Source organism: Denitrobaculum tricleocarpae (genome assembly GCF_007004665.1).
Classification (GTDB): Bacteria; Pseudomonadota; Alphaproteobacteria; order Kiloniellales; family Kiloniellaceae; genus Denitrobaculum; species Denitrobaculum tricleocarpae.
Window position 1 is genome coordinate 384,180 of sequence record NZ_ML660052.1, and the last position, 24,454, is coordinate 408,633.

Sequence of the window (24,454 nt, forward strand, 5' to 3'; positions counted from 1 at the left end):
GTTAACGGTATCCGAACTGCTTCGGCAGGGTGAGAACGATCTCTGGGATGAGGGTGATCAGCAGGAGCGCGATCAAAAGCGCGCAAAAGAAGGGCACAATCTCGCGGATCATGGAACGTAGCGGGATCCCGGTCGTCGCGTTGATGACGAACAGCAGAATACCATAGGGTGGCGTGATCAGGCCGATCATGGTGTTGACGACAACCACGACGCCGAAGTGAACAAGATCTATACCCAGCTCCCGGCAGGCGGGGATAAAGAGGGGAACGATCACAAGCAAAATTGTGGCGGCATCCAGGATGCAGCCCAGAATGAGTAGCAGAATATTGATAATCAGCAGGAATGCGATCGGCGAGAGGTCTATTGACTTCAGCAGTGCGGCGACACTGGCGGGAATGTTCTCACTTGCCACGATGAAATTGAAGATCAGCGCCCCGCCGATCACCAGACCGACAGCTGCCGACGAGCGTGCGCTATCGGAAAGAATTGCATAGAGAGATCGCAGCGAGAGGCTGCGGTAAAAGACGGCCGCCAGAATAAAGGCATACGCCGCGGCCACCGCGGCGGCTTCAGTTGGCGTGGTTGCGCCACCGTAAATGCCAAACAGCAGGATCACCGGCATCATCAGGGCCGGAAAGGCTTGAAGCGTCAGTTTTGGCATGGCCCGCAACGCTATTGGGGCTTCGAGGACCAAATTCTTCCGCCGGGCCAGAACCGCGATAATAATCATGAGCGAAAGGCCCATAAGAAGACCCGGTAGAATGCCGCCCAGGAAGAGGTAGCCAATTGAGGTGTCCGAGACCAGCGCGTACATCACCATGGGGATTGAAGGGGGAATGATCGGACCGATCGTTGCAGAGGCGGCAGTGATGGCCGCTGCAAAACCAGGGCTGTAACGGCCCTCCTTTGTCATCATCTGAATGATGATCTTGCCGATCCCCGCTGCGTCGGCGATCGCCGACCCCGACATTCCCGAAAAGATCAGACTGGCGACGACGTTGACGTAACCAAGACCACCCCGGAAGCGGCCCACCAGAGCGACGCAGAAGGTCAGCAACCGGTCACTGATCGTGCCTGCGTTCATGACGTTCGCCGCGACAATGAAAAGCGGTACCGCGAGCAGGATGAAGCTGTTGTAGAGACCCTGGAGAATCTGCTCCGACGCCAATCCCAGATCCTGACCGGTTACGGCCAGATAGGTGATTGCGGCGACGATCATGGAGATGGCGATCGGCGCGCCGATGGCCGAGAGACCGAAGAGGACCGCCAGGCAGATGAGAAAACCCGAACTCATTCCCGGTCACCCGTCTCAATCGTATTCTCCGGGCCGTCATTTTTGGGGCCGTCGTTGTCCTTCTCATTGAGCGTATTGCCGCGAAGAACGGCCCAGGCGCGCAATGTGTAACGGAGGATGACCGCGGTTAAGAAGACCAGATAAATCGAGAAGACATAGTCGAAACGAATGCCCAGAAGCGAGGTCTTCTCGATCTTCATAAATGCGATGAAGTCCGCCGTTGCCGGCAGCGACACCCCCAGGGCCACAACAATCGCAACTGCCGCCAGGAGTGCGAAGACTCGCCGCACCCGGGGGGCAACGGAGGAATAGAGGATATCGAATTTGACGTGATCCTTATCCTCAAGCAGGAACGCGGACCCCCAGAAGACTGTCCATAACCAGGCCAAAAGACAGGCTTCGAGTGTCCAGCCCAAGGGGTGATTGATGACGTAGCGGCTGAAGATTTGCAGGATAAAGGAAAGAAACATGGCGGTGAGAAGACCCACCGCCACGTTATCTGCCCGTGCATGGAGCCAGAGCCGAACCGCCTTCATGCCCGTAACTGCCTGTTAATTGACCGCGTTGACGCGCTCGAGCAGACCCTTGGGCCAATCCTTGGAAAAATCTGATTCGAGGTACATGCTCTGCGCACGGTTCCGAAAAGCGTCGACATCCGGCGTATAAACCTGCAGACCCTGTTCCTTAAAGAAGTCGACCAGCTGCGCCTCGTTGGCGAGGATGGTTTTGGTTATTTCGGCAGAGGCCTTTTGCGCTGACGCCATCACGGTTTCCTGCTGATCGGTAGAAAGCCCGTCCCAGGTCTTCTTGCTGAAGGCAAGAAAGTTCATATCCACCAGATGACCGGTGAGAACAATCTGCTTGGTCACTTCGTGGAACTTCTTGTCTTTATTGGTCGGCAGAGGATTGTCCTGGCCGTCGATCGCTCCCGTCTGCAGGCCTGTGTAAACCTCGGTAAAGGCCATGGGCGTCGGATTGGCACCCAGCGCCCTGCCGAGGAATTGCCATGCCTCTGTTCCAGGCATGCGCAGCTTGACGCCTTCCAGGTCGGCCGGGGTCGTGATCTTTGCGTCGGTCCGCAGATTGAGCTGACGGGTACCGAAGTACATGACCGAGAGCAGCTTGACGCCGAGTTTATCCTCGACCAGCTGATACATTTCCTTGCCGATATCACCTTCGAAGACTTTTCGTTGATGCTCTGCGTCGCGCATCAGATAGCCGGCCGTGAAGATCGACCATTCCGGAATCAGTTTTGCCAACTCCTGGGCAGATGTGATCGACATTTCCAGGTTGCCGCGTGCAATCGCGACCAATTCCGTCCCTTGCTTGAAAAGTGTGTCGTTGTAATGCGGCTCGTAGGTTGCGAATTCGCTGACACCGTCTGCGAAGACTGTTGCCAAACCTTGAGACCGGAAGTCGGTTTCCGTGGCCGGCGTGGACATGCGCAACTGGATCTTATCTGCGGCGAAAGCGGTCATCGCAGTTGATGCGGAGACCAGTGTTACAGCACCAAGCGCGGCTGACAGTGCGAGGGGTTTCATCAAATTCATGCCGTTCCTCCCAAATCAATTTTTTTGAAGCCTGCTTCGTTGCGGCTTGGAAATCCAAGAAATGACTGGACTTGATAAAAAACTGCCACGATACATCAATGCTTGCAACGCAAAATCCGCAGAGTAACATGTTAGTTCGTTGAAAGGATGTTTTGTGACGACCTCAAACACGAGATTCGGATTATCCGTTGCCCTGGCGACAGCGTTTGAGCCCTCGGGTGAGATCGCGGATACGCAACTCCTGGCGCATGCCCGGACGTGCCTCGACGGCGGGTGCGATAGCGTCACGCTTTTTGGCACCACGGGCGAGGGACCGTCGCTGGGTTGGGAGGAGCGCGTTCGGCTTCTAACTCAATTCAAGGCAGCTGGGATTACTGGTGACCAGCTTGTCTGCGGCATCTCCGCGACGGCGGTCAAGGATGCCGTGGCGCAGATTAGAGCGGCACAGGTTGTTGGGTGCAGGCGGATCCTTCTGCCGCCGCCTTACTATTTCAAGCAACCGAGCGATGAGGGTGTCGAGGCCTGGTATCGTGAAGTGCTGAGCCAGTTGGACCAGGGTTCCGTCAGCGTCATCCTCTACAACATCCCTGCCCTGACGCAGGTTGCGCTCAGCGTGGGCTTGATCGGACGTCTGCGTGAGACTCTGGGTGACGCAGTTATCGGCGTGAAGGATTCAAGCGGCGATTGGAGTTACACAGAAGCACTGCTGAATGCTCACAAGGATATTTCGATTCTGGTGGGTGAGGAGCGCCACCTGGCGGCTGCCGTTCGCCTTGGTGGCGCAGGCGCAATCTGCGGCATGGCGAATCTCGATCCCGCCGCTGTCCGGCGCATGGCATGTGATGGCAAGGAAGAGCCTTATATCAACGATCTTATTGACCTTCTCGAAAAATTCCCGCTCATACCGGCAATCAAGTCTGCGATTGCTCACCAGAGTGGCGATCCCGTCTGGTTCAACCTGCGGGCGCCTCTTGTGGGCATCGGGCAAGATGATGGCAAGCGGCTCGAGCAGGCGCTGGACCAGTTGAAGATTGCCAGGGCCGGGTGAAGCGGGAAGTCAGCGATGACATCATAGGGTTTTTCTGGGTTGAGAACGAGTGAACAGGGATAGGTAATGGCCGTAGAAAAAATGCGCGAACAGGCGTATCAGTCCTTTACGCAGCATCTGCTGGCCAGTCATGTCCGGCCCGGTCAGTTCGTCTCTCAGCGCGAGTTGGTCGAGCTGACCGGTATGACCCTGGCTGCTATCCGGGAGCTGGTGCCGCGTCTCGAGGCGGAAGGTCTGATCACCACCGTGCCGCAGCGCGGCATGCAGATCGCGGCGATTGACTTTAATCTTGTGCGTGATGCCTACCAGTTTCGCGTTATCCTCGAAAAGGAGGCTGTTGCCCATTGCACCCGGACCGCCGCCGACGCGGACCTGGAACGCCTTCGCTGCGAACATCAGAACATTCTGGATGAAGCATTGGATGCAGGGGTCTCCAGGGATCTGGATGCCAGAGCCCAGAACGTTGACTGGGGCTTCCACGATTTCCTGATCGATTCTTTGAAAAACGAAATCGCTATCAAGACCTACCGTGTGAATTCTCTGAAAATTCGTTTAATTCGGCAGGAGCTGACCAGGATTGAAGGTCATGTCGTACCGGTGATGAAGGAACACCTCGAGGTCGTCAAGGCCATGCAGGCGCGGGATGTGCAGGGCGCGGTCGATGCATTGGTTTTCCACATCGAGCATGCACGCCAGCGCGCTATGGGCTTGTCTTAGACTCCTGCGGTTCCGCGGTTAAGGCGTTGCTTCGTCGTGCCGGCCGTTGATCCGCTCGGCGGCTTTTACCGAGAGATCCTCGATATGCCATACTCTCTTTTTCAGGCAAGCGGCGTCGCTGGATGGAAGGGTTGCGTTTTCGATCGCGCTGAGGAGAGCGCTGCAGCGGTTTTCGATATCTTCCAGGACATCCCCGGTATCAGATAGAATCTGAAGCAAGCGCGTGCGGGGCGGCAGACAGTCTTCACGGTCATCAAGTTCATCGAAAAAATTCCGGCCGGTGTTTGCACCAGACAAATTCTCGACCCGTTCCAATTCGCTGTTGGGCATACTTTGATCTCACGCGAGTGATCGCAGGCGACCCTCGTCCCTCAAGTGGGGCGACCAGCCTGTCCGGCGATCGCATCACGTGAAGTTACTTCAATAATCCGGTTAAAAGGTGTGATTTCAGCGTAGCAAGGGGATGTCATTTTTATTACTAAGTTCAATTAGTTAGGGAAATTACACCAGCTATGCGGCAATCGCGCGGTTGTATGCTGTGGTTCGTGCGGCGTCGCGAATAAGGCAAAAAGGAAGGGCGTCCGGGTATGCCTGACGCCCTTTTCTTGTGTAAGAAGCTTTGCCCTTTTTGGCTTTGATCACCCGTTTTCGATACTTCGGATCGGCCAGTTCCCTGGCGGCGGGGTTCGGCCTGCGCGGCCGCTGTCGTCGTTTCATGTCATGTCTACCTTTGCTTTTTGAGCCGGAGATTTGTCTCCGGCCGCGGGTTGTATCACATCCTGAAGGTGAGGGTGATTCTTTTTAATAAAGCTTAACACGGCCGCAAAATCGTCGCGTTATGTCATACATTTGCCACAGCCTTTCCGTCTTTCCGCCTTGGGAGGGGACCAGGATCCGGCCTTTCAATCCTTGGGGGATAAGGCGATGATCATGAAACGAACTTTCGGCGGCGTTTTGATCGCCGGCGCACTCGCGCTGGCACTGGCCGGCTGCGCATCGGATACCGAGTACAGCGCGCACGGTTCCGGGCCAGGCGCCGCGCAGGCACCTGCAACCGGCGTTGCCCGCTACAAAGGAAGCAACGAATACTCCTCGACTTACGGCGGTGAGCGCTATCCGAGCCTGCCCTATCAGGGTTTTCAGCAGGTCGGGGAGCAGCCGCGCTCGACCTTCAGCGTCGATGTGGATACCGCGGCCTACGCCCATGTCAGGCGCATCCTGAAAAGCCGGCAGATGCCGCCGCGCGATGCGGTGCGCATCGAGGAGATGGTGAACTACTTCGACTACGCCTATCCGCAGCCGCGCAATCGGGAGGAGCCCTTCGCGATCGCGACCACTGTGCTGCCCAATCCCTGGAACGCGGAAACCCAGCTTTTGCATGTCGGCCTGCAGGGCTATAGCGTGCCGCGCCGCGCTCGGCCCCCGGTCAATCTGGTCTTCCTGATCGATGTGTCCGGTTCCATGAAGGGCGAGGACCGTCTCGGTCTCGCGAAACGCTCTCTCAAAGGTCTCACCAAAGGTCTGCGGGCAGACGATCAAATTGCGATCGTGACTTTCAGCGACGGCACGCGCACCGTGCTCGACCCGACCTCCGCCAGGTACAAGCACCCGATCGAGCGCGCGATCAACCGGTTGCGCGCGGGCGGCGGCACCGGTGGTGAGAAAGGGCTGGAGCATGCCTACTCCGTCGCGGATCATCACTTCAGCCCCGACGCGGTCAACCGCGTGATCCTGATCAGCGACGGCGACTTTAACCTCGGGGCCAGCGACCCGGCGGCGATGCGCAAGCTCATCACGCAAAAGCGCAAGAGCGGCGTTTATCTGACGGTGCTGACCGTCGGCGACGGCAATGTGAACGACCATATTGCGCAGGCGCTGGCCCAGGCCGGCAACGGGCAGGCGGCACATCTGGACAGCCTGATGGAAGCCCGCAAGGTGCTGGATGACGAGGTGACCGCGAACCTGATTCCCATTGCAGAGGACGTGAAGGTCCAGATCGAATTCAATCCTGACATCATCGCCGGTTACCGTCTGATCGGGTACGAAACCCGTGCCCTCAGGAGCCGCGATTTCCGCAACGACCGGGTCGATGCCGGTGACGTGGGCAGCGGCCACAGCGTCACGGCACTCTATGAGATCACCCTGGTGCCGCACTTGGCACGGGCGCGTCAGGGCTTCCGCTACCAACTGGCCTCAAAGGATCCCGATCTCAAACGCATGGTCGCGGCGGAGGACGAATACGCTTACGTCAAGCTGCGTTACAAAGCGCCGGGGACCCGGAGCAGCCACGAGCTGGGTAAGGCAATCTCGAAGTTCGAGGAAGTCGAGCTCCTGGAAGATGCATCCGAGGATGTCCGTTTCGCGGTGGCTGTCGCGGCCTTCGGTCAGATCCTGCGCGGTGAGATCGATACCGGTGAGTTCAACTACGACGACGTCCTGGACCTGGCGCACAGCGGCCGCAGCAGCGACCCCTATGGCCGCCGGGGCGAGTTTCTGCAGCTTGTAAGACAGGCGGAGGGTTTGAGCGACGGAGCCTGGTGATCCCTCAGCTTCACTGATCAAACTGCGTCTTTGACCGATCTACAGGTAGGCACTGGTCAAGGCCGGGAGGTCCCGCGCGCTGCGCGGGGCCTCCTGGTGTTTCTTGTTAACTGCCGCCCGTGTTTGAAGTTGAGAACGCGTAAATCCGCAGCGCACCCACCGCCGCTTGAGGCAGAGACTGTTCGCGCCCGTACAGCTTCCAAAATGATCCTTATCAAGGTCACTTACACTTGGGCCGTTATGATACCCGGGTTGTAGCGGCAATTCTTTTGTCGTTTCGCATGAAAGAACGGGTTTCCTGCGTCGAACAGACTGCCGCAATCGAGCATGCCGCGGGGTGTCACAGCGATGAGCTACCATATTGACGATCAGTCGCTTGGTCTGAAGTGGCTGGAGGAGCGTTTGCGAAACACGGACCTGATCCCGAGTCAGAAGCCGCTCCTTGACGGTGTTTCGAAGAAAATGCACGCGCTTGCAGAGGCGGGCGTTCAATCCCTGGGGGACTTGCGGACCGCACTGAAAACGGAGAAATCCCTGACATCGCTCTCAAGGCGCTCCGCTGTCGAGGCTGATTACCTTCAGTCCTTGAGGCGGGCGGTTAATGGATTCTTTCCAAAACCAAGAGCGTTCAAGGACATGGACTGGCTGGACGAGAAGACGGTCGCCAGCCTGGATAAGCTTGGCCTCAAGAACACACAGCAACTTTTTGAAGCTGCTTCCAGCGGAGAAGCCGGTCTGGACAAGGAGACCGACTTCGACCGGAACCAGCTGAAGAACTTCATGTCGATTTCAGATTTGTGCCGTATTCAATGGGTGAGCCCGAACTTCGCACGCGTGCTTGCAGCGGCCGGTTTCAAAACCGCCGACGCCGTTGCTCATGCAGATCCCGAAACTCTCTTTCACGCGATAGCGCGCGCCAATGAGGGGGCACGGTTTTATAAGGGCAAAGTCGGTTTAAGAGACGTGCAGCGCCTGGTGGCAGCCGCAGCATATGTGCCTTAGATCAGATCAAGATTAGATGGAATCGCCGAGGGCGATCACTCGTGCTTGTGAATCCGGTCTAACTATAAGATGTAGAACGGATTCACATGTTTTGACGGAACCAGAAAATGGTTCCGTCAAAACATGATCCGGTCTAGCAACCGTCAGGCAAAAAGGGACTGAGCAATGGCGTTTAACAGTCATGAGGAGATTCCGGTCGTTTTGGCCGGCTGCCGTGGATCGCCGGTAAGCGGCTCTTCAGAAGCGTGACGAAGTAAACATGAACCTGTGGAAGGGCAGCACTCACATCCGATCCAAGGCGGCTATCGAGGCGGAAGAACGGATCGGTCTGCGCCTCGGTGCCATCGTGCGCGCGGTGACCATGACGGTGATTGCCGTCTGGCTGTTTTTCCAGGTACCGCTCGAGGAGGTGGCCTTCTACTGGGTTTTGCTGGCCGCTTTCATCCTGACCGGGTGGCTGCCCTATCATTTTCGATTGCGTGAGGAGACCCGGAATTGGGTGTTCTATCTCTTTCCGCTCCTGGACGCCGCGTTGCTGACCTATACTCTGCTTGCGCCCAATCCGCTCGATAAGGAAAACCTGCCTGCGGCTATGCTCTTGCGACTGGGAAACGAGATCTATTTCTTTCCGATCATCGCCTCTGCAGTCTTCTATTACCGGCCGCTCATGTTGATCTGGTCGGGCGTCTGTGTCGCCGTGACCTGGACGTTGGGGACACTCTGGATCGCGTCGCAACCGGACAGCCGCCTGTTTCGCTGGCAGGAGTACAGGGCGCTCTCAAGTCAGCAGCAGGAAATAGCCTATTTCCTTGCTCCGGAGAGAGTGGACCTGAACACATTGGGCACGCAGATCATCGTCTTTATGCTGGTCGCGGGATGCTTGGCTCTTCTGGTTTCCCGTTTTCAGGGGCTGCTGATCGGACATGCCGAGGCGGAGCGCAAACGCTCGAACCTGACCAGATACTTTTCGCCGAACATTGTCGAAGAGCTTGCGGACGCCGACGAGCCTCTGGGTGAGGCGCGGAGCCAGGACGCCGCTGTCCTGTTTGCCGATGTGATCGGCTTCACACGTCTTGCCGAGATGCAATCGCCGGAAAAGGTTTTCAATCTTTTGCGTGAGTTGCTGAGTCTGATGGCTCGCGAGGTCTTTCTGCACAATGGCACCTTGGACAAATACCTCGGGGATGGTGTCATGGCGACCTTCGGTACGCCGCGCAACAACGGTCACGAGGCCCGGGATGCGCTCGCCTGCGCCCGGGCGATCCTGTCCGGTGTCGCCGAGTGGAACGAGAAGCGAGAACGCAAAGGCGAACCGCGGCTGGAGATCGGTATCGGTCTTCATTACGGGCCGGTCGTGCTTGGGAACGTGGGGGACGAGAGCCGGCTCGAGTTTGCGGTTCTGGGCGATACCGTCAATGTGGCGAGCCGTTTCGAGCGCTTAACCCGCAACCTCAATGTCAGCCTGGTTGTGAGCGGCGACCTGATCGCAGCTCTCAGCGACCAGGATCAGTCGCATGCGATGGGATTGACGCCCTGCCGGCCCGAGAAGATCCGTGGACGCGACCGGCCCGTGCCTGTCTGGACACTTTAGTCTCTTAGTCTTGCGCCAGGCGACCGCAAGTCTCCCGGAAATAGAGGGGTATGCGGCATGAAAGCCTGTTGACCTTCCTGTCCCTGGAAGCCTTAGCGTTCCAGAAATCTCACTGCTCTGGTTCGGGCTGATTATGATTCGTCCTTTCGTGATCTCGATGTCTCTGCTCATGCTGATAGCCGCGGGTGGGCTCGTTTGGCTGCTGACCCCCAAAGGTGAAACTGCACCGAGACTGCGGCCCGACGACACCGCGGTGGTTGCGCAGGGCGCGGTGGTCTATGCGGAGAATTGCGCGGCCTGCCATGGCGCCGATCTGAGCGGGGAACCGGGTTGGCCTGATTGGCGGATACGCAAGCCCGACGGTCGCTTGGCCGCGCCACCACACGATGAGAGTGGACATACCTGGCATCATCCGGATGAGGTGTTGTTTCAGATCACCAAACTGGGCACTGCCGGTGCCATAGGCGATCCGAATTATGAGAGCGATATGCCGGCCTTCGGCGAAGTTTTGTCGGATGCCGAGATAGAGGCCGTTTTGTCCTATATCAAAAGCACATGGAGAGGTCGCGCACGAGAAGCCAACGCGGAGATCAACCGTCAGGCGGGTCAAAATTAGGCACAAGCAGAACCGCGAACTGGGCGGGAAAAAGATCGATCAGGCAAACCTGTTCCAAGACAAGGTGAGAGAGTGGGGAGGAATGATACAGACTAAGTACAAGCAGCTTGTCCGCATTGCGACGGCTGTCGGGATGGCATCTGCGCTTGTCGCAGCGTCTCTGACCGCCTTCGCCCACGGCGGGGCCACGGGTGTCGTGAAACAGCGTATGGACGCCATGGAGGTCATGGGAGAAGCCATGAAGAACCTCGGCGCGATGTTCAAGGGACAGGTAGACTACGACGCCGATGCGATCCAGGCCGCTGCGGAACTGATCGGGCAGCATGCACAGGACATTCCGATGCTGTTCCCGGATAGCCATGAAAGCCGACATGGTAAAGCCACCGAAGCCTTGCCGGTGATCTGGGAGCAGAAGGAGCGGTTCGACAAGTTTGCTGCCGATATGCTGCGGGAATCCAGGGCCCTGTCCGTGATCGCCGGAGAAGGCGAGCAGCGCGCGGTTCGTCTGCAGTTCGCCAAAACGGCAAAGGTTTGCTCGGCCTGCCACACCGCGTTCCGCAAACCTGAGGATTGACACCGCAGTGCCTGTCTCGCGTTGGATTCTCCTCACTGGAACTGTTTTTCTGCTGAGTGCAAGTCTGCTCTACGTTGCGGTCTTGCCGTATCTTGGCCGCAGCGACAGCGCCAGGGATTTTACCGCTGTTACAGGAGATGCCGAGCGGGGTGCTTACGTTGTGCGCACTGCGGGCTGTATCGCCTGTCACAGTGACGTGGCGAAGACCGGTGGGACCTTTGCCGGCGGTTCGGCGCTAAAAACGCCTTTTGGAAGCTTCTACGGTCCCAACATCACGCCGGACAAGAAGCATGGGATCGGCAACTGGAGTCTGGCGCAGTTTTCGCGCGCGCTAACAGATGGCCTGTCGCCGGAAGGCGAGCACTATTTCCCGTCTTTTCCTTATACGTCCTACACAAAACTGACGGCGCAGGATATCGCCGATCTGAAGGCTTACCTCGACGGGATCGAGCCGGTTGCCAGACCGAACCGCCCCCACGATCTGGCCTGGCCTTTCTCCGACCGTAAGCTTCTGGGCGCCTGGAAGGTCCTTTACTTCATTGCGGGAGGCTTCCAGCCGGACCCGGCGCGAAGTCAGACCTGGAATCGGGGTGCCTATCTGGTAAGGGCCGCTGGGCATTGCGCCGAATGCCATACAGAGCGAAATTTTCTGGGCGGATTCCAGGGCAGTGCCCTTGCGGGGAACCGTCACGGGCCTGACGGCATCGCCGTTCCCGCCATTGACGCCCTGTACGATCATCCGCGCCAGCCCTGGAGCAGGGAAGATCTGATTCTCTCGCTTCAGACAGGTTTGCTGCCGGACGGAGACACCTTTGACGGTGCCATGGGCGAAGTTGTGGAGCATGGGACCAGCCACATGACCGACGATGACATCACCGCCATCGCGGACTATCTCTTTTCAGGGGAGCAGCGGGAATGAATGGGATGAGGTCAGTCACGGTTTTTGGGAAGGTGGTGAAGTCATGGTAAAACGCCGGAGCTTTTTGGCCGCATCCGTGGCGAGTGCCGGTCTGATGATTGCGGCGCCGTTTTGGCGGCTGGCCGCGCAGAACGATGACGGGTTTTTCGATCTTGAGGCGGGACCGGCGCGCGCGTCTTTGCTGGGAACCGAGGGGCCGCCCACCGCACTCTGGGCCTACGGCGGAAGCTCCCCCGGTCCGGTGATCCGGGCGCGCCAAGGCGAGCCGGTCCAGGTCCGGCTGCGCAACAATCTGCCCGAGCCGACCTCGACCCACTGGCACGGCATCCGCATCGCCAACGCCATGGACGGTGTGCCCGGCCTGACCCAGGAGGTAGTGCCTCCGGGCGGCTCGTTCGACTATTCCTTTATTGCGCCGGATGCAGGGACCTACTGGTATCACTCGCACAACAAAAGCTGGGAGCAGATGGCGCGTGGCCTCTACGGCCCTCTGATCATTGAGGAACACGATCCTCTGCCGGCGGACCGGGAAATGCTGCTGGTGATCGACGACTGGCGCTTGGGCGAAGACGGGCAAGTTCATGCTGAGTCTTTCGGGTCTCTGCGCGACTGGAGTCACGGCGGGCGGCTCGGCAACTGGCTGACCATCAACGGCGCCTCGGCGCCGCAGCTGGAGGTAAAGCGCGGCGAACGCTTGCGTCTGCGCCTGATCAACTGCGCCAATGCCCGGATCGTCACCTTAAAGCTCGATCAACTGGCGCCGCTGGTGATTGCGCTGGACGGTCAGCCCCTGCCTGAGGTGCGGGAGATCGGTTTCTCCGGTCGTCTGACCCTGGCGCCCGCGCAGCGCGCGGACCTTCTGCTGGATGTTTTCCTGGAGCCTGGCGATCGCGTGCAGATCCTGGAAGTCACCGGTCAGGAGGGCGTTGAGATCGGCAGCTTCCTTTGCAACGGCGTTGCTGCGGATGGCATGGCGGGCAGGGAAATGCCGCGCTTGCCGACAAACAACCTGCCGCGTCCTGATTTGTCGGACCCCCTGAAACTCGACCTTGTCATGGAAGGCGGGGCTATGGGGGCGATGCGTTCTGCAGTCTTTGACGGCCGGGAGCTCTCGATCCGGGAATTGGTGGCCGAAGGACAGGTCTGGGCGCTCAACGGCGTCGCCGGAATGACGGATATCCCCCTTGCGCGTATCCAGCGCGGGCGCAGTGTCGTCCTGGAATTCGATAATCAAACCGCCTGGCCTCATGCCATGCACATCCATGGTCACCATTTTCGTGTGATGGCGCGCAACGGACAGCCGGTCGATAATGGCGCCTGGCGGGATACGGAACTGGTGGCCGCAAATGAGAAAGTGACCGTCGCCTTCGTCGCCGATAATCCGGGCAAGTGGCTGATCCATTGCCACATGCTGGAGCATCAGGCCGCCGGGATGAAGACCTGGTTCCAGGTCACCAGGCAGGCCGGATGAGGTTTTGCCGGTGCCGACTTTTCGTTGGTGCCGGCCTGCCGGTTCGGAAGGTCTTTTAATCCGACTTATCTGGCCCCAAGCCTGACCAGCACTTCTGCAGGAATTCCGTAGTGGGCTATGGGCTCATCATGGTTTGGAAAGCCGCAAAGCTCGCGTTGGATGAAGTAGGCGTAGACGGCGTCGATGGCCGCTTGCAGGATGACGGCACGGTCGTCTTTTGGGCCTGAATAGTTCCTTAAGTGAAGCAATGCTTCCTCCGCCCGCTTTCCCGCGTGTCCGAGGGCGGCGGCCTTCTCGGCCAGAATTTCGCCATCCAGAACACTTGCACCGGTCTCAAGCTGAGAAGTCTGGAACAGGCTCTGCGGCAAACGGAGCGACATTGGATCCTCGCGTTGGTTTTTCTAGCATGAAATAGTATTTTCTGTTTGTTCTTAAAGAATAATTTTGAAATGAGCTACAGGTTTTAACGACGTGCCGGACGACACTTACATACAGATTATTTGAACCGATTTTGCCTATCGGGCGACTACCTCACGAAACCCCCGCTCTCTGGGGTTAACAAAACAAATGAGGTTTCGAATATGCCCGTTAACCTGAAAATCGCAAGCCGTGCCACCGCGGCTGCACTCGCCCTTTCGATCGTTCTGCCCGGTGTTGCCAGCGTGCAGGCCGGAAACACCCCCCAAGGTGTCGGCGGCGTCTCCGTCGGAAAGCCGGATATCACGGCAGCCGTCGGTTATCTGGCCTTAAAAAAATGGACTGACGGCGGTACCGTTATTCTGGATCACGCGGGATCCGTTCAGATGACCCAGGCCGGCCCGCAGAACAACATGTGCCGCTTCAAGCAGATGGATCTGCAGCCGAAAAACGCAGGACTCGCGGATCATGGTGCTTTCGTCACAAAAGTCTACCGCGGCAACGCACTGGTTCACACCGAAGCCTTCGCGCCTGCTTCTGTTCCGGTCGGGTATCTGACCAATTTCCGGAAGTGGAGGATCGATCTGAAGGAAGGCATGAATACGGTCAAGGTATTCATGGACGCCGAAAAACAGGTCGCCGAGATGAAGGAAAGCAACAACAACTACACGGTCAAGTTCAACGTGCAGCTGGATTGCGACGGCGACGGACATATAGGACCGGGTAAGATTAAGAACAGGACCCTCAAAAAGGATCACGGTGCCACCCGGAAAGATCCGCGGCGTCCTAAGCCCGGCTCCAAACCAAGCTCTAAGCCACGTGGCTAAAATATTTCCGAATGGATCGCCGGTGACCTTGATGAGGTTGCCGGCGATCTTTTCGTTTCATCTGCCCGGTCTCGCCGTTCGGTCTGCTGGTCGTTCAGTCTGCTGGTCTTTCAGTCTGCCGGTGTGGTCTCGAAGTCCGCAGGCAAGGTGATCTCGATCAGTTCCATATCGTCGCTATGGGCCAGCTCGCGATGCCGGATACCCGGCGGCTGGTGCACACAGGAACCGGCCTCCAAACGGACTTCGCCGACACCTTCGTATTCGAACTCGACCCAGCCCTTGGTGACGTAAACCATTTGGAATTCGAGGCTGTGACGATGCCACTGCGGTGCGGCCCCGGTTCCGGGACGAGCGCGGATGACATGGGCGCCGAACCGGCCTTTGGTCGCGGCCCGGATGCCCAGGTCCCGGTATTCGAAAAAGGCTCGCAGGCCGTCCGGCGCGAAGGGTGTATCTTTGCTGTGGCTGACTGAAAAGCCGTCCGGATACTTTTGATGATCTCCGTCCACGGGTCTTTTTCCTTCCCTGTTTGATTGACCCAACTGATTGCCCTTTTGATCCCGAGGCATACGGGTGACGTCAGATCATACCGTGCCGGGAGACATGACAGTAGAGGCCGTTTCCCGGGCGCATACTGCCCGTCCACCGGAATAAGGTTCGCACGCTTTGGAGCGATGTAACAGACGGTGCCAACTATTGCTCATGGAGGCCACAGAAATTCCATGAGTCACTCCCGACCACCGCTTCCAAATTAAAGGTGGAAAGTAAACATGGTTAATATTATTGTAAGTCTACAAATGAAACTTTAAGCCCTGGGAGATGTTATGGCACGCAAAGCAAAGACCACGTCGAAACGCAAGCCTGCAAGCAAGAGCCGGGTGTCCACGAAGTCGAGGACCTACAAGGCCAGGGCGGCGCGCGGCAGCAGCAGGTCGGTCGCTAAGTATGAGCCAGAGTATCGGAAGGACATTGCAGCCTGTGCGGTTCCCGAAGCGCCCTTGCGGCCAATCGACGACGGTATCGATCCTTTCCGTTTGTCGCTCATTCGTTCGATTGAAAAGAAATGGGTCAACGGCACGGTCTTGAACTACTACTTCTTTGATAGCCCGACCCGCTGGCGGGGGTCCGAGGCGCAAAAAGATGCAGTGCGCGCTGCCTTTGCCGAGTGGAAAAGCCATGGCATCGGCTTGGAGTTCCAGGAGACCGACGACCCGCAGGAAGCCGAGATTCGTATCGGCTTTGAGCGTGGGGCGGGGGCCTGGTCTTATGTCGGCCGCGACGCGATCGATCATGCGTCGGACCCCACCGAGCGCACCATGAATTTCGGCTGGGATGTGACCACGCCCTATGGACGCGACACGGCCCTGCACGAAATCGGTCATGCCTGCGGCTATCCGCACGAACACCAAAACCCCAATGCCGGCATTGTCTGGAACGAGCCGGCTGTGATTGATTATTTTTCGGGCCCGCCCAACAACTGGAACGAAGGGCAGATCCGCCACAATATTCTGCGCAAGATCAACCCGGCTCTGGTGGAGGGTTCGAGCTGGGACAAAGACTCGATCATGCATTATCAGTTCGCTGCCGGCTTAATCACACAACCCGAGCGCTTTCAGACTGAAAATCTGATCCCGGCGCCTGGTCTCTCAAAGGTCGACATCGACCGCGTCCGTAAATTCTATCCGCCGATCAACCGGATGCCTGCACTCAAGTCCTATCAGTCTCAGCGTCTGCGGATCGGTGCAGGGGAACAGGTCAACTATGTGATCGAACCCACGCGCAGCCGCAAATACACGATCCAGACTTTTGGTCAGATGGATACTGTGATGGTCCTGTTTGAAGAGATCAATGGCACACCGCGTTACCTGGAAGGGGACGACGACAGCGGGTCATCGCTCAATGCGAACATCCGGCAACGCCTCTTCAAGGGGCGTCGCTACATCGTGCGGGTCAGGCTCTACCATGCGCAGCAGCAGGGCGAGGGCGTGCTGATGATGTGGTAAGACCTGTGCTGGGATATAGCGAAGCGCGCGGGCAAGCGGGCGCCTAAATCATGGTGCGTACATCTCAGCGCCTACATCACGCCGAAGGTTTCGAAAGCCTCCACAGCGCCCATGCCCGCCCGGATCGCCTCGCCGACTTTGTTTTCGGCTGCGGCTTTTTCGAGCGACAGGCGGATGACCTCTTCCTCCGCTGGCTTGGGGATGGTCAAGACGCCTTCACGGTCGCCGAACAGGAGCGTGCCAGGCTCGATATAGACGCCGCCGATTTCGATACCGCAGCGGAAGTCGACGACTTTGCCGCGCGGCCCCTGGTCTTGCGCGTAAACCCCGCGGCAGAAAGCCGGGAAGCCAAGCGCCTCAATGGCGTCCGCGTCGCGCAGGTAACCATCCAGAACCGCGCCGTTGGCTTTTAGGTGCTGCGCACGCGTCGACATGAGTTCGCCCCAGAGCGCATAGCGCAGGGATGCGCCGGTGGCGACATAGATCTCTCCTGGCTTCAGGTCGTCCAGCGCCTCCAGCATCAGGCCGAAGGGCTTTCCCGAGAGGGGCCCCCGGCCCGCTTCACCCGTGCCTTTTCGATTATCCTCGAAGACATCCGCCTCCAGCACAGGCATGGCCCGGCCTGCGAGCGTCATGCCGCTCTTCAGCGGCGCGATCCCGGCCGGCAGGAATTGGTGCTGAAAGCCGAGCTTATCGAGGATGTCGCCGACCACGGCCGTGAAGAGCTCGCTACGTAAAAGTGTGAAGAGTTCGTCGTCGTTACTGTATGGGGGCATGAGGTGTCCCTGCGGTTTCCGTTTTTTGATTTGCGTCTTTATTTGCCAGGCGAGCTATCAATCAAGACTTTCAGCCTGGGGTCCGGCCTTCGTTCTGAAGCTAAGTCCCTCGTGACGATACACCTGCATATTCGGCAGCGGAAGTGCCTCTTGGTATGAGCTGGAGTGCCGCTCTTTCCTGGTGGTTCTCGGATTAACCGCGATCGCATCACAGGGTCTCATCCCGGTCCATTCCCGGCCGGTTTCCGGCCAGACCGAGGCTTACTGTTTCGTGATAGTTCTAGAGTTCACACGCAAAGGGCGTGTAAGGAGCAATGAACTCTCTCTTCATGCACGGACTTATAAAGAGAAACGTCTATTTTCTATGCAAAAATGAAGTGAAACTGAATTCATGGTTGCGTTGATATACCTCAAAAAATGGTATTTCTATTTTTTAACGGAAAAGAAATTTTAGTTTTGTTTTATCAGGAATGAAATTTACTTCTGAAATATATCGCACTTACTTGGAGTGGTGTCGTGACTGAATTAAATGACGCAAAGAGTTTAGAGGGTTCCGATCAGCCGATGTCGTTCCTGACGGTTTCGCGAAAGCTGTTTTCAGGCCTGGCTGGTTTGATCGCGCTCGGTTTTATCGCCGGCGGTGTCGGGCTGTTCTATATCGGATCGATTGAGGATACCCTCAATGGCATCACAGATGTCGCCGCGCCGACCGTCGAAACGTCCGATGACCTGATCGCCAACATCTGGGAATCGAACAAGATCGCGGAGGAGATCATCGCCGACGAGGAACTGAGCGATGTTGCCAGTCTGGCAGAGGAATTTGCCCAGATGGCGGTGGAGTTTTCAGCGACCTTCGAGGAGCTCAAGGGGCTGGTGACCGATGAAGCTCTGCTGGTGGAGCTGGATGAGGTCCTCAAGGAACACGACGAGTTCATGCAGCACGGCAATGAAATGATCCAGTTCCATACCGCGGAGCTTGAAGAGGAAATAAAATCGGATCAATTGCTCGATGCCTTCGACATCGCCGGTTCCGAGCTCGTGATCATGCTCGATGAATTCGCCGTGGAGAATGAAGAGGAAATGGCCAAGGCGGAAGACGAAGGCGACCGTCTCGAAGCCACCGGTACGGCTTCAGCCGCGGATGTCAATGCTGTGCTCGGCAATCTCTTCGAAAATGAATATCCCGCCGTTGAAGCGGCCCTGAAGCTGCAGCGGCTTGTGATCGAGATGGAGTCCCTCGCGCGGAAATACATGGCCATTGAAGATCCTACCAAACTCCAGAATTTGCTCGATAGCTTCAGCGAAACGGCAGGAAAGGCTACGCCTCATTTTGAGGTTCTCGAGCGCTTGGCCGAGTCGGAAGAGGACAAGGCGGACGCCGAAACTCTGATCAAAGCGTTCAACGTCTGGGTTTCGACCGCCAAGGAGCCGGAGCAGCTCTTTGACACGCACCGGGACATGCTTGAGGCCGAGTTCAAGGCGGACGAAGCCACGGAGCTGATGGAGAGCGATGCGGACCGGGTTGCGTCTGCGCTTGACATCGTCGCGGAAGCGGCCGACGCAATCAGTGATTCGGCCGACGAGACGGCTGCAGCCGTGGTCTCGACCGCGCAGACCGTTGTCATCGGCGTGCTCCTTCTGCTTCTTGCGGTTTCGGTTTCTCTAATGTTCGTGATCAAGAACACTGTCGTCGGTCCGATCAATCGCATGACCGGAACCATGCAGCGTCTCGCCAGCGGCGACATGGACGCCGAAGTCCCTGCTCTGGACAAGCAAGACGAAATCGGTGCTATGGCCAAGGCAGTGCAGGTCTTTAAGGAAAATGGCATCGAAACCGAGCGTCTGCGCAAAGAGCAGGCCGTGGCCGAAAAACGGGCCGAGGAAGAAAAACGCCAGGCGACCTTGAAGATGGCGGATGATCTGGAGTCCAGCGTAAAGAGCGTTGTGGATGGCGTCGGTGGTGCGGCCACCGAGATGAAGGTGACGGCACAGTCGCTTTCTGCAGCCTCCGAGCAAACGACCAGCCGGGCGGGCACTGTCGCAACGGCCTCTGAAGAGGCGACTGTTACCGCTCAAACGGTGGCCTCCGCCGCGGAAGAGCTTTCCAAATCGATCCAGGAAATCTCGCGTCAGGTCGGGGATGCCAAGAGCGTGGCATCGACCGGCAGGGGACAGGCTGAATCGACCAATGTCACGGTAAAAGGCTTGGCCGAGGGTGCGCAGAAGATCGGCGATGTGGTCAGTCTGATCAACGACATTGCCGAACAGACCAATCTGCTCGCCCTGAATGCCACTATCGAGGCGGCGCGCGCCGGGGAAGCCGGCAAGGGCTTTGCGGTTGTGGCGTCCGAAGTGAAGTCTCTGGCGAACCAAACCGCCAAGGCAACCGAGGAAATCAGCCAGCAGATCGGGACCATGCAGGAATCGACCCAGAAAACCGTGACCGAGATCGAGGCAGTGGTCGAGGCGATGGCGCGCATCAGCGAGATGACGACTGAGGTTGCTTCGTCGGTCGATGAGCAGAATGCCGCGACCCACGAGATTGCGCAGAACATCCAGCGCACGGCGACCGGTACGCAGGATGTCTCGACCAATATCGTTGAGGTCAACGCAGCGGCCCAGCAGTCAAGTGACGCGGCAAACAAGGTGGTCGACGTCGTTGGTCAACTGACCACGCAGTCCGATACGCTGCGCAGCGAACTGGAGAAGTTCCTGGCGACGCTTCGCGCAGCCTGATCCGCCCGCAGAACGGCTTTAAAAGACGGCACCCGCGCATCCATCTCAGGATCCGCAGGTGCCGTTTTCATTCAAGGGTGGCGAAACCCGATCAATTGCGCCAGCGTTGCCGATTGACCCGGCGATCCGGGTGATTTCACGCTTGGTGTCACCGCTTTGCGCAAGGGCTGCCTGATAGGGGAAAACCAGCGCAATCAAAAGTGCCGCAAAACCCAAGTTTCGAAGAAACTGCATGATCAATCTCCCTGAAAACGGAATAGCCAGTTTTAAGAGATCCTGCCTGCTCCTGAGGCCGAGGCACAGGAGGAGCCGTTCACAACTGCGTGCGGATGCGCCTTGGGCTGGAGGAAAACGATGCTACGAGGTGGAGGCTTCCAGCGGGTTGGGAGCTTCTGGCGCCGTCTTGACGATAATGGGTTCCTGCAAAATCATTTTCCGGTGCGGATAGGGGATTTCGATGCCCTGTTCCTTAAAGGCATCCCAAACTGCGAGCAACACCTCACCCTTGATGTTCACCACACCGGCCTGGGGATCCTTGATCCAGAAGCGCAGCAGGAAATCAAGTGAGCTGTCCCCAAAGCCAACAAGGTGACAGACCGGTGAAGTCTCGTCGGAGACCCGGGGCGATTTCGCGGCGGCTTCCCTGGCAACCCGGCGCACTTCATGGGGGTCGCAGCTATAGTCGACCCCAAATGGAATCTCCAGGCGGACGAGATCGTTACTGAAGGACCAGTTGACCACCCGATGGGTGATCAGGTCTTCGTTCGGGATCAGGTACTCCTTGCCGTCCCGGGTGACCACCGAGACATAACGCGCGCCCAGAGACGTGATCCAGCCGAAGGTGTCTTCGAGCTCGATGACGTCTCCGGGTTTGATCGACTTGTCCAGCAGCAGGATCACGCCGCTGATCAGGTTGGAGACCACCTTCTGCAACCCGAAACCGATGCCGACACCGATTGCGCCGGAAAAGACCGCAAGCGCCGTGAGATCGATACCGACGGAGTTCAAGGCGATCACGACCGCCAGGGTCAGCAGCGTGATCTTCAGCAGCTTGCCGAGCAGAACCTGAACCGATGGCGTCAGGTCCGGCAGGCGGTTGATGCGGGCCTCCAGAATCCGTGACAAGGCCGAGGCGCCCCACAGCAGCAGAGCCAGCGATGCCATGCCGTTGACCACCGTCAGGAGCGAAATGCGCAGGCCACCGACGTTAAAGGAGAGGGCGTCCATCACCTCAATCGCGGGGCCGAGCAGTCCGGTGATGTTCAAGGCGGCCAGGGTCCAGACCCCCAGGGTCAGGGTTTTGGCGACCACCGGATTGCGGATGAAGGTCGAGCCGAGTCTGATGACGATCCAGGCCGTCATCAGACTGGCGACAATGCGCAGCAGGTAGCTCCGGCTGGGCCAGGTCATCTCCTGCATAATGCCGATCACAAACCAGAGCAGAATTAAAAACACCACGGGTGCCAGCAGAGAAGGAAGCGCGCGGAAGAGTGCCGCCAGACCGGGTCGAACGGTCAGGCTGGCGAGGCGGGCTTCAAGAAGCGGACCGAGGCGGCGGGCGGCGAAACGGGCCAGGGGATAAAGCAGAGCGAGGAGCACGAGTTGAAGAAAGTTCCAGGGATCCGCGACATGCTCGATTAGCCATTGGTATGCGGCGCTCAGCCAATCCACCAGGGGGGCTATGTCGAAAAACTCCTGCATCCCTAAGTCTTTCTTTCTGTCTTCGGGTTAGCGCCGGCTCCTATCCATCTTAAAGGTGAGTATAGACCAAGGGAGGCAAAGGGAGCGAGTCGCAGTCCGGGACGGTAGGAAGTGGGATTTCAGGCGACGCAGCCCCGGGCTGCAACCTTACGGTCTCCTTCCAGTCTGTCGCCCCGGTGCAGCAGGATACGATCGACCATGTTGCTGACGACGCAGCAATGGTTTGGCACGATCCGCATACGCTCGCCGACTGCCAGCCCGGTTGCACCCTCTGTTGCGGTGATACAGCCGTGTTCTTCAGACAGAGATCGGACGGAAAGATCATCGCGGCCAAGCAGGTGGCCATGCCCTTCGAGGCCCAGCAGGTCCGATGTCAGAATTTTCGAGCCTGCGTCAATCACGGCACGGTCAGGGGCCGGGGTGCTGACCACGGTGGCCAACACAGTGAGTGCGCAATCCTGCCAGCTGCAGACACCGGCTTCCACGAGAGAGCGGTCGTTGTAGATGTAGGTTCCGACCCGGTATTCGGTCACGACGGGTGCATGATGTGCCGTCCACATGTCCGGCGAACCGCCGCTGGAAACGAGGGGACAGTCGAGACCGGCTTCTTTGCACAGCGCGAGCGCTTCCGTCATCCAACTCTGCACATTTTGGGTGCCGCCGACGGCAGGATAGGTCATCAGCCCGCCAAAGGAGAGGCCCGCGGCGCGCTCAACCGCCTGAGCCAGCGTGATCGCATCCGATGGTTCGGTGACACCGCAGCGCAATGCACCGGTGTCACATTCGACCAGGACGCTCAGAGGCTCGGGTGAGTCTTCAAAGCTATCGCTGAGCCCGTCGATCACGAAAAGGCTGTCGGCTGTGACCGAGAGTCTCACCTGGTTCGAGAGCGCGCGCAGCTTTGCGAGCTTCGATGCGCCCACGATGTTGTAGGTAATCAGAATATCGTCGAGGCCGGCTTCGGCCATGACCCGGGCCTCGCTGATCTTCTGACAGGTAATGCCGACCGCGCCGGCCATGACTTGCTGCCTGGCAAACTCAGGTGTTTTGTGGGTCTTGATATGCGGACGCAGGGTAAGGCCGTGTTCGTTGCAGTAGTTCTGATATCGAAGGATGTTGCGCGTGGCGACATCCAGATCGACCAGAACCGCGGGTGTTTCCAATTCGTCAAACACTAAGCGCTCTCCAGTTCGGCATGCGGGTTCTCGACGATCGGCCAGACCGGGCGTGTCAGTTTCCTGTAGCCGTTGGTCAGGGGATTGCTGGGGTAAAGACCCTCGATGGAGACATAAAGAATGTCGGAGGCAAGGGCTTCGAAAGCGCCCCGGAAGTGGTTTGTTGATTTTACGATCAGGATCTTACGGGCGCTCGGGTCGATGCCAAGATTGGAGAAGAGATCTGGCGAAAAGGCCTGACTGCGGACCGAGTTTAAGACGACTTCAATGCCGTCAACCCGGATCGCGGCGGCGTCTCCCAGGGGAACGCGGCTCTGACCGAAGCTCTGTTCCGCGTTGCGGACAAGTTTGAAGATCTCCACCTCCGCATCGATGGGTGCGCCCGCGGTTGCCGAGGTCTTGCCGCCGAAGCGCAGGAACAGACGGGCCCCTTCGCCCGCTGACATGCAAATGCGCACGGCCATGGGGTCCCAGATGCTGCCCACTGCCAGGGAGGTCATCTGCCGATCCAGCGCCAATTTTGTGAGGATTGTCGAATCCCCGGGGACACCGCCGCCCGGATTGTCCCAGATGTCCGCGATGACCACAGGACCACCAGGCGCGTTTTGAGCCTGTTCGAGAGCCTCGCCGGCGCTGAGTAACTGTGGCTTGGTCCGGCCGCGAAAATCGAAAAGCTGCATGCCGAGGTCTCTTGCCAGGTACGCACCGAGTTCGGGATGGTCATCAGTGATGACCATGATGTGGGCTCCGATATCCGGGACATCGGCGGCCATGAAGCCATGGATGATGGAAACCGAAAGGACGGAGCCGCGGCCTTCATGCGCTTTGATCTGGTCGACAAATCCGCGCATCGGCTCTGCGTTGGTGGGCATGACCTCAATCATGCGGCAGTCGAACGCAGAGAGGCGGGGTTTGATTTCACCACGGGCAGCCCGCAAGGTTAGGTCCACGCAGGATTCTGCACAATCGACGAAATCCGTGTGCGGGAATTCCTTGAAAGCGATCAGAATGTCGGCTGCCTCAAGGCGCCTCCGGGTTAGATGACTATGGGGGTCGAGCGTGGCGCCGATCACCACATCGGGTCCGGCCACCTCTCGAATGCGTGAGAGCAGATCGCCTTCGCAGTCGTCGCAGGTTTGCGCGACCATCGCACCGTGCAGTCCCAGAATAATACCATCGAGCGGCAGGGCCGCCTGCACCTGTTCCAGGATCTCATTACGCAGATATTCCCAGGTTGCTGCGTTGATCAGACCGCCAGGTTCCGCCCAGGTGGCCGTGCCCTCAATCAGAGTCCAGTTCTCCGCGCGGGCGCGGCGGCGGCAGACCGGAAAGACGGCACTGCAGAGAGTGGGTGTTTCCGGGTGTTCGCCCGGCGCGGCGTAAAAACTCTCCTCGAAGTCGGTCATATCCGTTTTCAGGGGAGAAAATGTATTGGTCTCTGTTGCCACGGAAGCGCAAAAAATGCGCATTTCAGATCCTCGTTGTCGTGAGGGTAA

The 24,454-nt window shown here is 58.3% G+C and carries 24 protein-coding genes; 12 read left to right on the forward strand and 12 right to left on the reverse strand.

Annotated features, from left to right (window positions below; all coding sequences use genetic code 11):
- Nucleotide 1: 1 nt before the first annotated feature.
- From FKG95_RS01710 to FKG95_RS01720, 3 genes are read right to left on the reverse strand one after another with little or no spacing between them, the layout of a single operon-like run.
- Nucleotides 2-1,294 carry a TRAP transporter large permease gene (locus FKG95_RS01710; protein ID WP_142894544.1) on the reverse strand — a complete coding sequence of 431 codons (1,293 nt, stop codon included), beginning with the start codon at nt 1,292-1,294 and terminating at the stop codon, nt 2-4.
- Nucleotides 1,291-1,830, reverse strand: coding sequence for a TRAP transporter small permease (locus FKG95_RS01715; protein WP_142894546.1), 540 nt, complete (start codon nt 1,828-1,830; stop codon nt 1,291-1,293). Before FKG95_RS01715 ends, FKG95_RS01710 begins: the two co-directional genes overlap by 4 nt.
- Nucleotides 1,831-1,845: 15 nt before the next feature.
- A complete protein-coding gene (locus tag FKG95_RS01720) occupies nt 1,846-2,844 on the reverse strand; it encodes a sialic acid TRAP transporter substrate-binding protein SiaP (RefSeq protein WP_218940039.1) in 999 nt (332 codons plus the stop codon).
- A gap of 154 nt (nt 2,845-2,998) precedes the next feature.
- On the opposite strand from FKG95_RS01720, the gene FKG95_RS01725 reads away from it, so the two are divergent.
- Both FKG95_RS01725 and FKG95_RS01730 read left to right on the forward strand, forming a co-directional pair.
- A complete protein-coding gene (locus FKG95_RS01725) occupies nt 2,999-3,892 on the forward strand; it encodes a dihydrodipicolinate synthase family protein (protein WP_142894548.1) in 894 nt (297 codons plus the stop codon).
- A 66-nt stretch (nt 3,893-3,958) separates the two neighbouring features.
- A complete protein-coding gene (locus tag FKG95_RS01730) occupies nt 3,959-4,609 on the forward strand; it encodes a GntR family transcriptional regulator (protein ID WP_142894550.1) in 651 nt (216 codons plus the stop codon).
- A gap of 18 nt (nt 4,610-4,627) precedes the next feature.
- Here the strand turns inward: FKG95_RS01730 and FKG95_RS01735 are convergent, their stop codons facing one another.
- Nucleotides 4,628-4,939: a hypothetical protein gene (locus FKG95_RS01735; RefSeq protein WP_142894552.1), complete on the reverse strand. Its 312-nt coding sequence runs from the start codon at nt 4,937-4,939 to the stop codon at nt 4,628-4,630.
- Between the two features lie 180 nt (nt 4,940-5,119).
- The gene (arfA, locus tag FKG95_RS30410) at nt 5,120-5,326 is read right to left on the reverse strand and encodes an alternative ribosome rescue factor ArfA (RefSeq protein ID WP_142894554.1); all 207 of its coding nucleotides are present in this window, start codon (nt 5,324-5,326) and stop codon (nt 5,120-5,122) included.
- Between the two features lie 213 nt (nt 5,327-5,539).
- On the opposite strand from arfA, the gene FKG95_RS01745 reads away from it, so the two are divergent.
- The 7 genes from FKG95_RS01745 to FKG95_RS01775 all read left to right on the forward strand — a co-directional run bounded on the left by FKG95_RS01745 (nt 5,540) and on the right by FKG95_RS01775 (nt 13,323).
- A complete protein-coding gene (locus FKG95_RS01745; protein WP_179953882.1) occupies nt 5,540-7,150 on the forward strand; it encodes a vWA domain-containing protein in 1,611 nt (536 codons plus the stop codon).
- Between the two features lie 348 nt (nt 7,151-7,498).
- Nucleotides 7,499-8,152 carry a DUF4332 domain-containing protein gene (locus FKG95_RS01750; RefSeq protein WP_179953883.1) on the forward strand — a complete coding sequence of 218 codons (654 nt, stop codon included), beginning with the start codon at nt 7,499-7,501 and terminating at the stop codon, nt 8,150-8,152.
- A 259-nt stretch (nt 8,153-8,411) separates the two neighbouring features.
- Nucleotides 8,412-9,743 carry an adenylate/guanylate cyclase domain-containing protein gene (locus tag FKG95_RS01755; RefSeq protein ID WP_142894560.1) on the forward strand — a complete coding sequence of 444 codons (1,332 nt, stop codon included), beginning with the start codon at nt 8,412-8,414 and terminating at the stop codon, nt 9,741-9,743.
- A gap of 133 nt (nt 9,744-9,876) precedes the next feature.
- The gene (locus FKG95_RS01760) at nt 9,877-10,359 is read left to right on the forward strand and encodes a c-type cytochrome (protein ID WP_142894562.1); all 483 of its coding nucleotides are present in this window, start codon (nt 9,877-9,879) and stop codon (nt 10,357-10,359) included.
- Between the two features lie 82 nt (nt 10,360-10,441).
- Nucleotides 10,442-10,933, forward strand: a complete 492-nt coding sequence (locus FKG95_RS01765) for a c-type cytochrome (RefSeq protein WP_142894564.1) — start codon at nt 10,442-10,444, stop codon at nt 10,931-10,933.
- 7 nt (nt 10,934-10,940) lie between these two features.
- On the forward strand, nt 10,941-11,852 hold the full coding sequence (locus FKG95_RS01770; RefSeq protein ID WP_179953884.1) for a c-type cytochrome: 912 nt from the start codon (nt 10,941-10,943) through the stop codon (nt 11,850-11,852).
- A 43-nt stretch (nt 11,853-11,895) separates the two neighbouring features.
- Nucleotides 11,896-13,323, forward strand: coding sequence for a multicopper oxidase family protein (locus FKG95_RS01775; RefSeq protein WP_142894568.1), 1,428 nt, complete (start codon nt 11,896-11,898; stop codon nt 13,321-13,323).
- Nucleotides 13,324-13,388: 65 nt separating this feature from the next.
- On the opposite strand, the gene FKG95_RS01780 is transcribed toward FKG95_RS01775, so the two are convergent.
- Complete coding sequence (locus tag FKG95_RS01780) at nt 13,389-13,703, reverse strand: DUF6665 family protein (RefSeq protein ID WP_142894570.1); 315 nt, start codon at nt 13,701-13,703, stop codon at nt 13,389-13,391.
- 201 nt (nt 13,704-13,904) lie between these two features.
- Between FKG95_RS01780 and FKG95_RS01785 the strand changes: the two genes are divergently transcribed.
- A complete protein-coding gene (locus FKG95_RS01785; RefSeq protein WP_142894572.1) occupies nt 13,905-14,567 on the forward strand; it encodes a CARDB domain-containing protein in 663 nt (220 codons plus the stop codon).
- 110 nt (nt 14,568-14,677) lie between these two features.
- On the opposite strand, the gene FKG95_RS01790 is transcribed toward FKG95_RS01785, so the two are convergent.
- Nucleotides 14,678-15,076 carry a cupin domain-containing protein gene (locus tag FKG95_RS01790; RefSeq protein WP_246116650.1) on the reverse strand — a complete coding sequence of 133 codons (399 nt, stop codon included), beginning with the start codon at nt 15,074-15,076 and terminating at the stop codon, nt 14,678-14,680.
- Between the two features lie 315 nt (nt 15,077-15,391).
- Here FKG95_RS01790 and FKG95_RS01795 point away from each other — a divergent pair, with 315 nt between their 5' ends.
- The gene (locus tag FKG95_RS01795) at nt 15,392-16,570 is read left to right on the forward strand and encodes a M12 family metallopeptidase (protein ID WP_142894576.1); all 1,179 of its coding nucleotides are present in this window, start codon (nt 15,392-15,394) and stop codon (nt 16,568-16,570) included.
- Between the two features lie 71 nt (nt 16,571-16,641).
- Here the strand turns inward: FKG95_RS01795 and FKG95_RS01800 are convergent, their stop codons facing one another.
- Nucleotides 16,642-17,346 (reverse strand): RraA family protein, encoded by a 705-nt coding sequence (locus tag FKG95_RS01800; RefSeq protein WP_142894578.1) that lies wholly within the window; start codon nt 17,344-17,346, stop codon nt 16,642-16,644.
- Between the two features lie 516 nt (nt 17,347-17,862).
- On the opposite strand from FKG95_RS01800, the gene FKG95_RS01805 reads away from it, so the two are divergent.
- Nucleotides 17,863-20,082 (forward strand): HAMP domain-containing methyl-accepting chemotaxis protein, encoded by a 2,220-nt coding sequence (locus FKG95_RS01805; protein ID WP_142894580.1) that lies wholly within the window; start codon nt 17,863-17,865, stop codon nt 20,080-20,082.
- A 45-nt stretch (nt 20,083-20,127) separates the two neighbouring features.
- Here FKG95_RS01805 and FKG95_RS01810 read toward each other — a convergent pair whose 3' ends face one another.
- The 4 genes from FKG95_RS01810 to FKG95_RS01825 all read right to left on the reverse strand — a co-directional run bounded on the left by FKG95_RS01810 (nt 20,128) and on the right by FKG95_RS01825 (nt 24,427).
- A complete protein-coding gene (locus FKG95_RS01810; RefSeq protein WP_142894582.1) occupies nt 20,128-20,316 on the reverse strand; it encodes a hypothetical protein in 189 nt (62 codons plus the stop codon).
- A gap of 123 nt (nt 20,317-20,439) precedes the next feature.
- Nucleotides 20,440-21,783, reverse strand: coding sequence for a mechanosensitive ion channel family protein (locus FKG95_RS01815; protein ID WP_142894585.1), 1,344 nt, complete (start codon nt 21,781-21,783; stop codon nt 20,440-20,442).
- 119 nt (nt 21,784-21,902) lie between these two features.
- Nucleotides 21,903-22,958, reverse strand: a complete 1,056-nt coding sequence (locus tag FKG95_RS01820; protein WP_142894587.1) for a D-TA family PLP-dependent enzyme — start codon at nt 22,956-22,958, stop codon at nt 21,903-21,905.
- Nucleotides 22,958-24,427 carry a M81 family metallopeptidase gene (locus FKG95_RS01825; protein ID WP_142894589.1) on the reverse strand — a complete coding sequence of 490 codons (1,470 nt, stop codon included), beginning with the start codon at nt 24,425-24,427 and terminating at the stop codon, nt 22,958-22,960. The genes FKG95_RS01820 and FKG95_RS01825 overlap by 1 nt, the downstream gene beginning before the upstream one ends.
- Between the last annotated feature and the right edge of the window lie 27 nt (nt 24,428-24,454).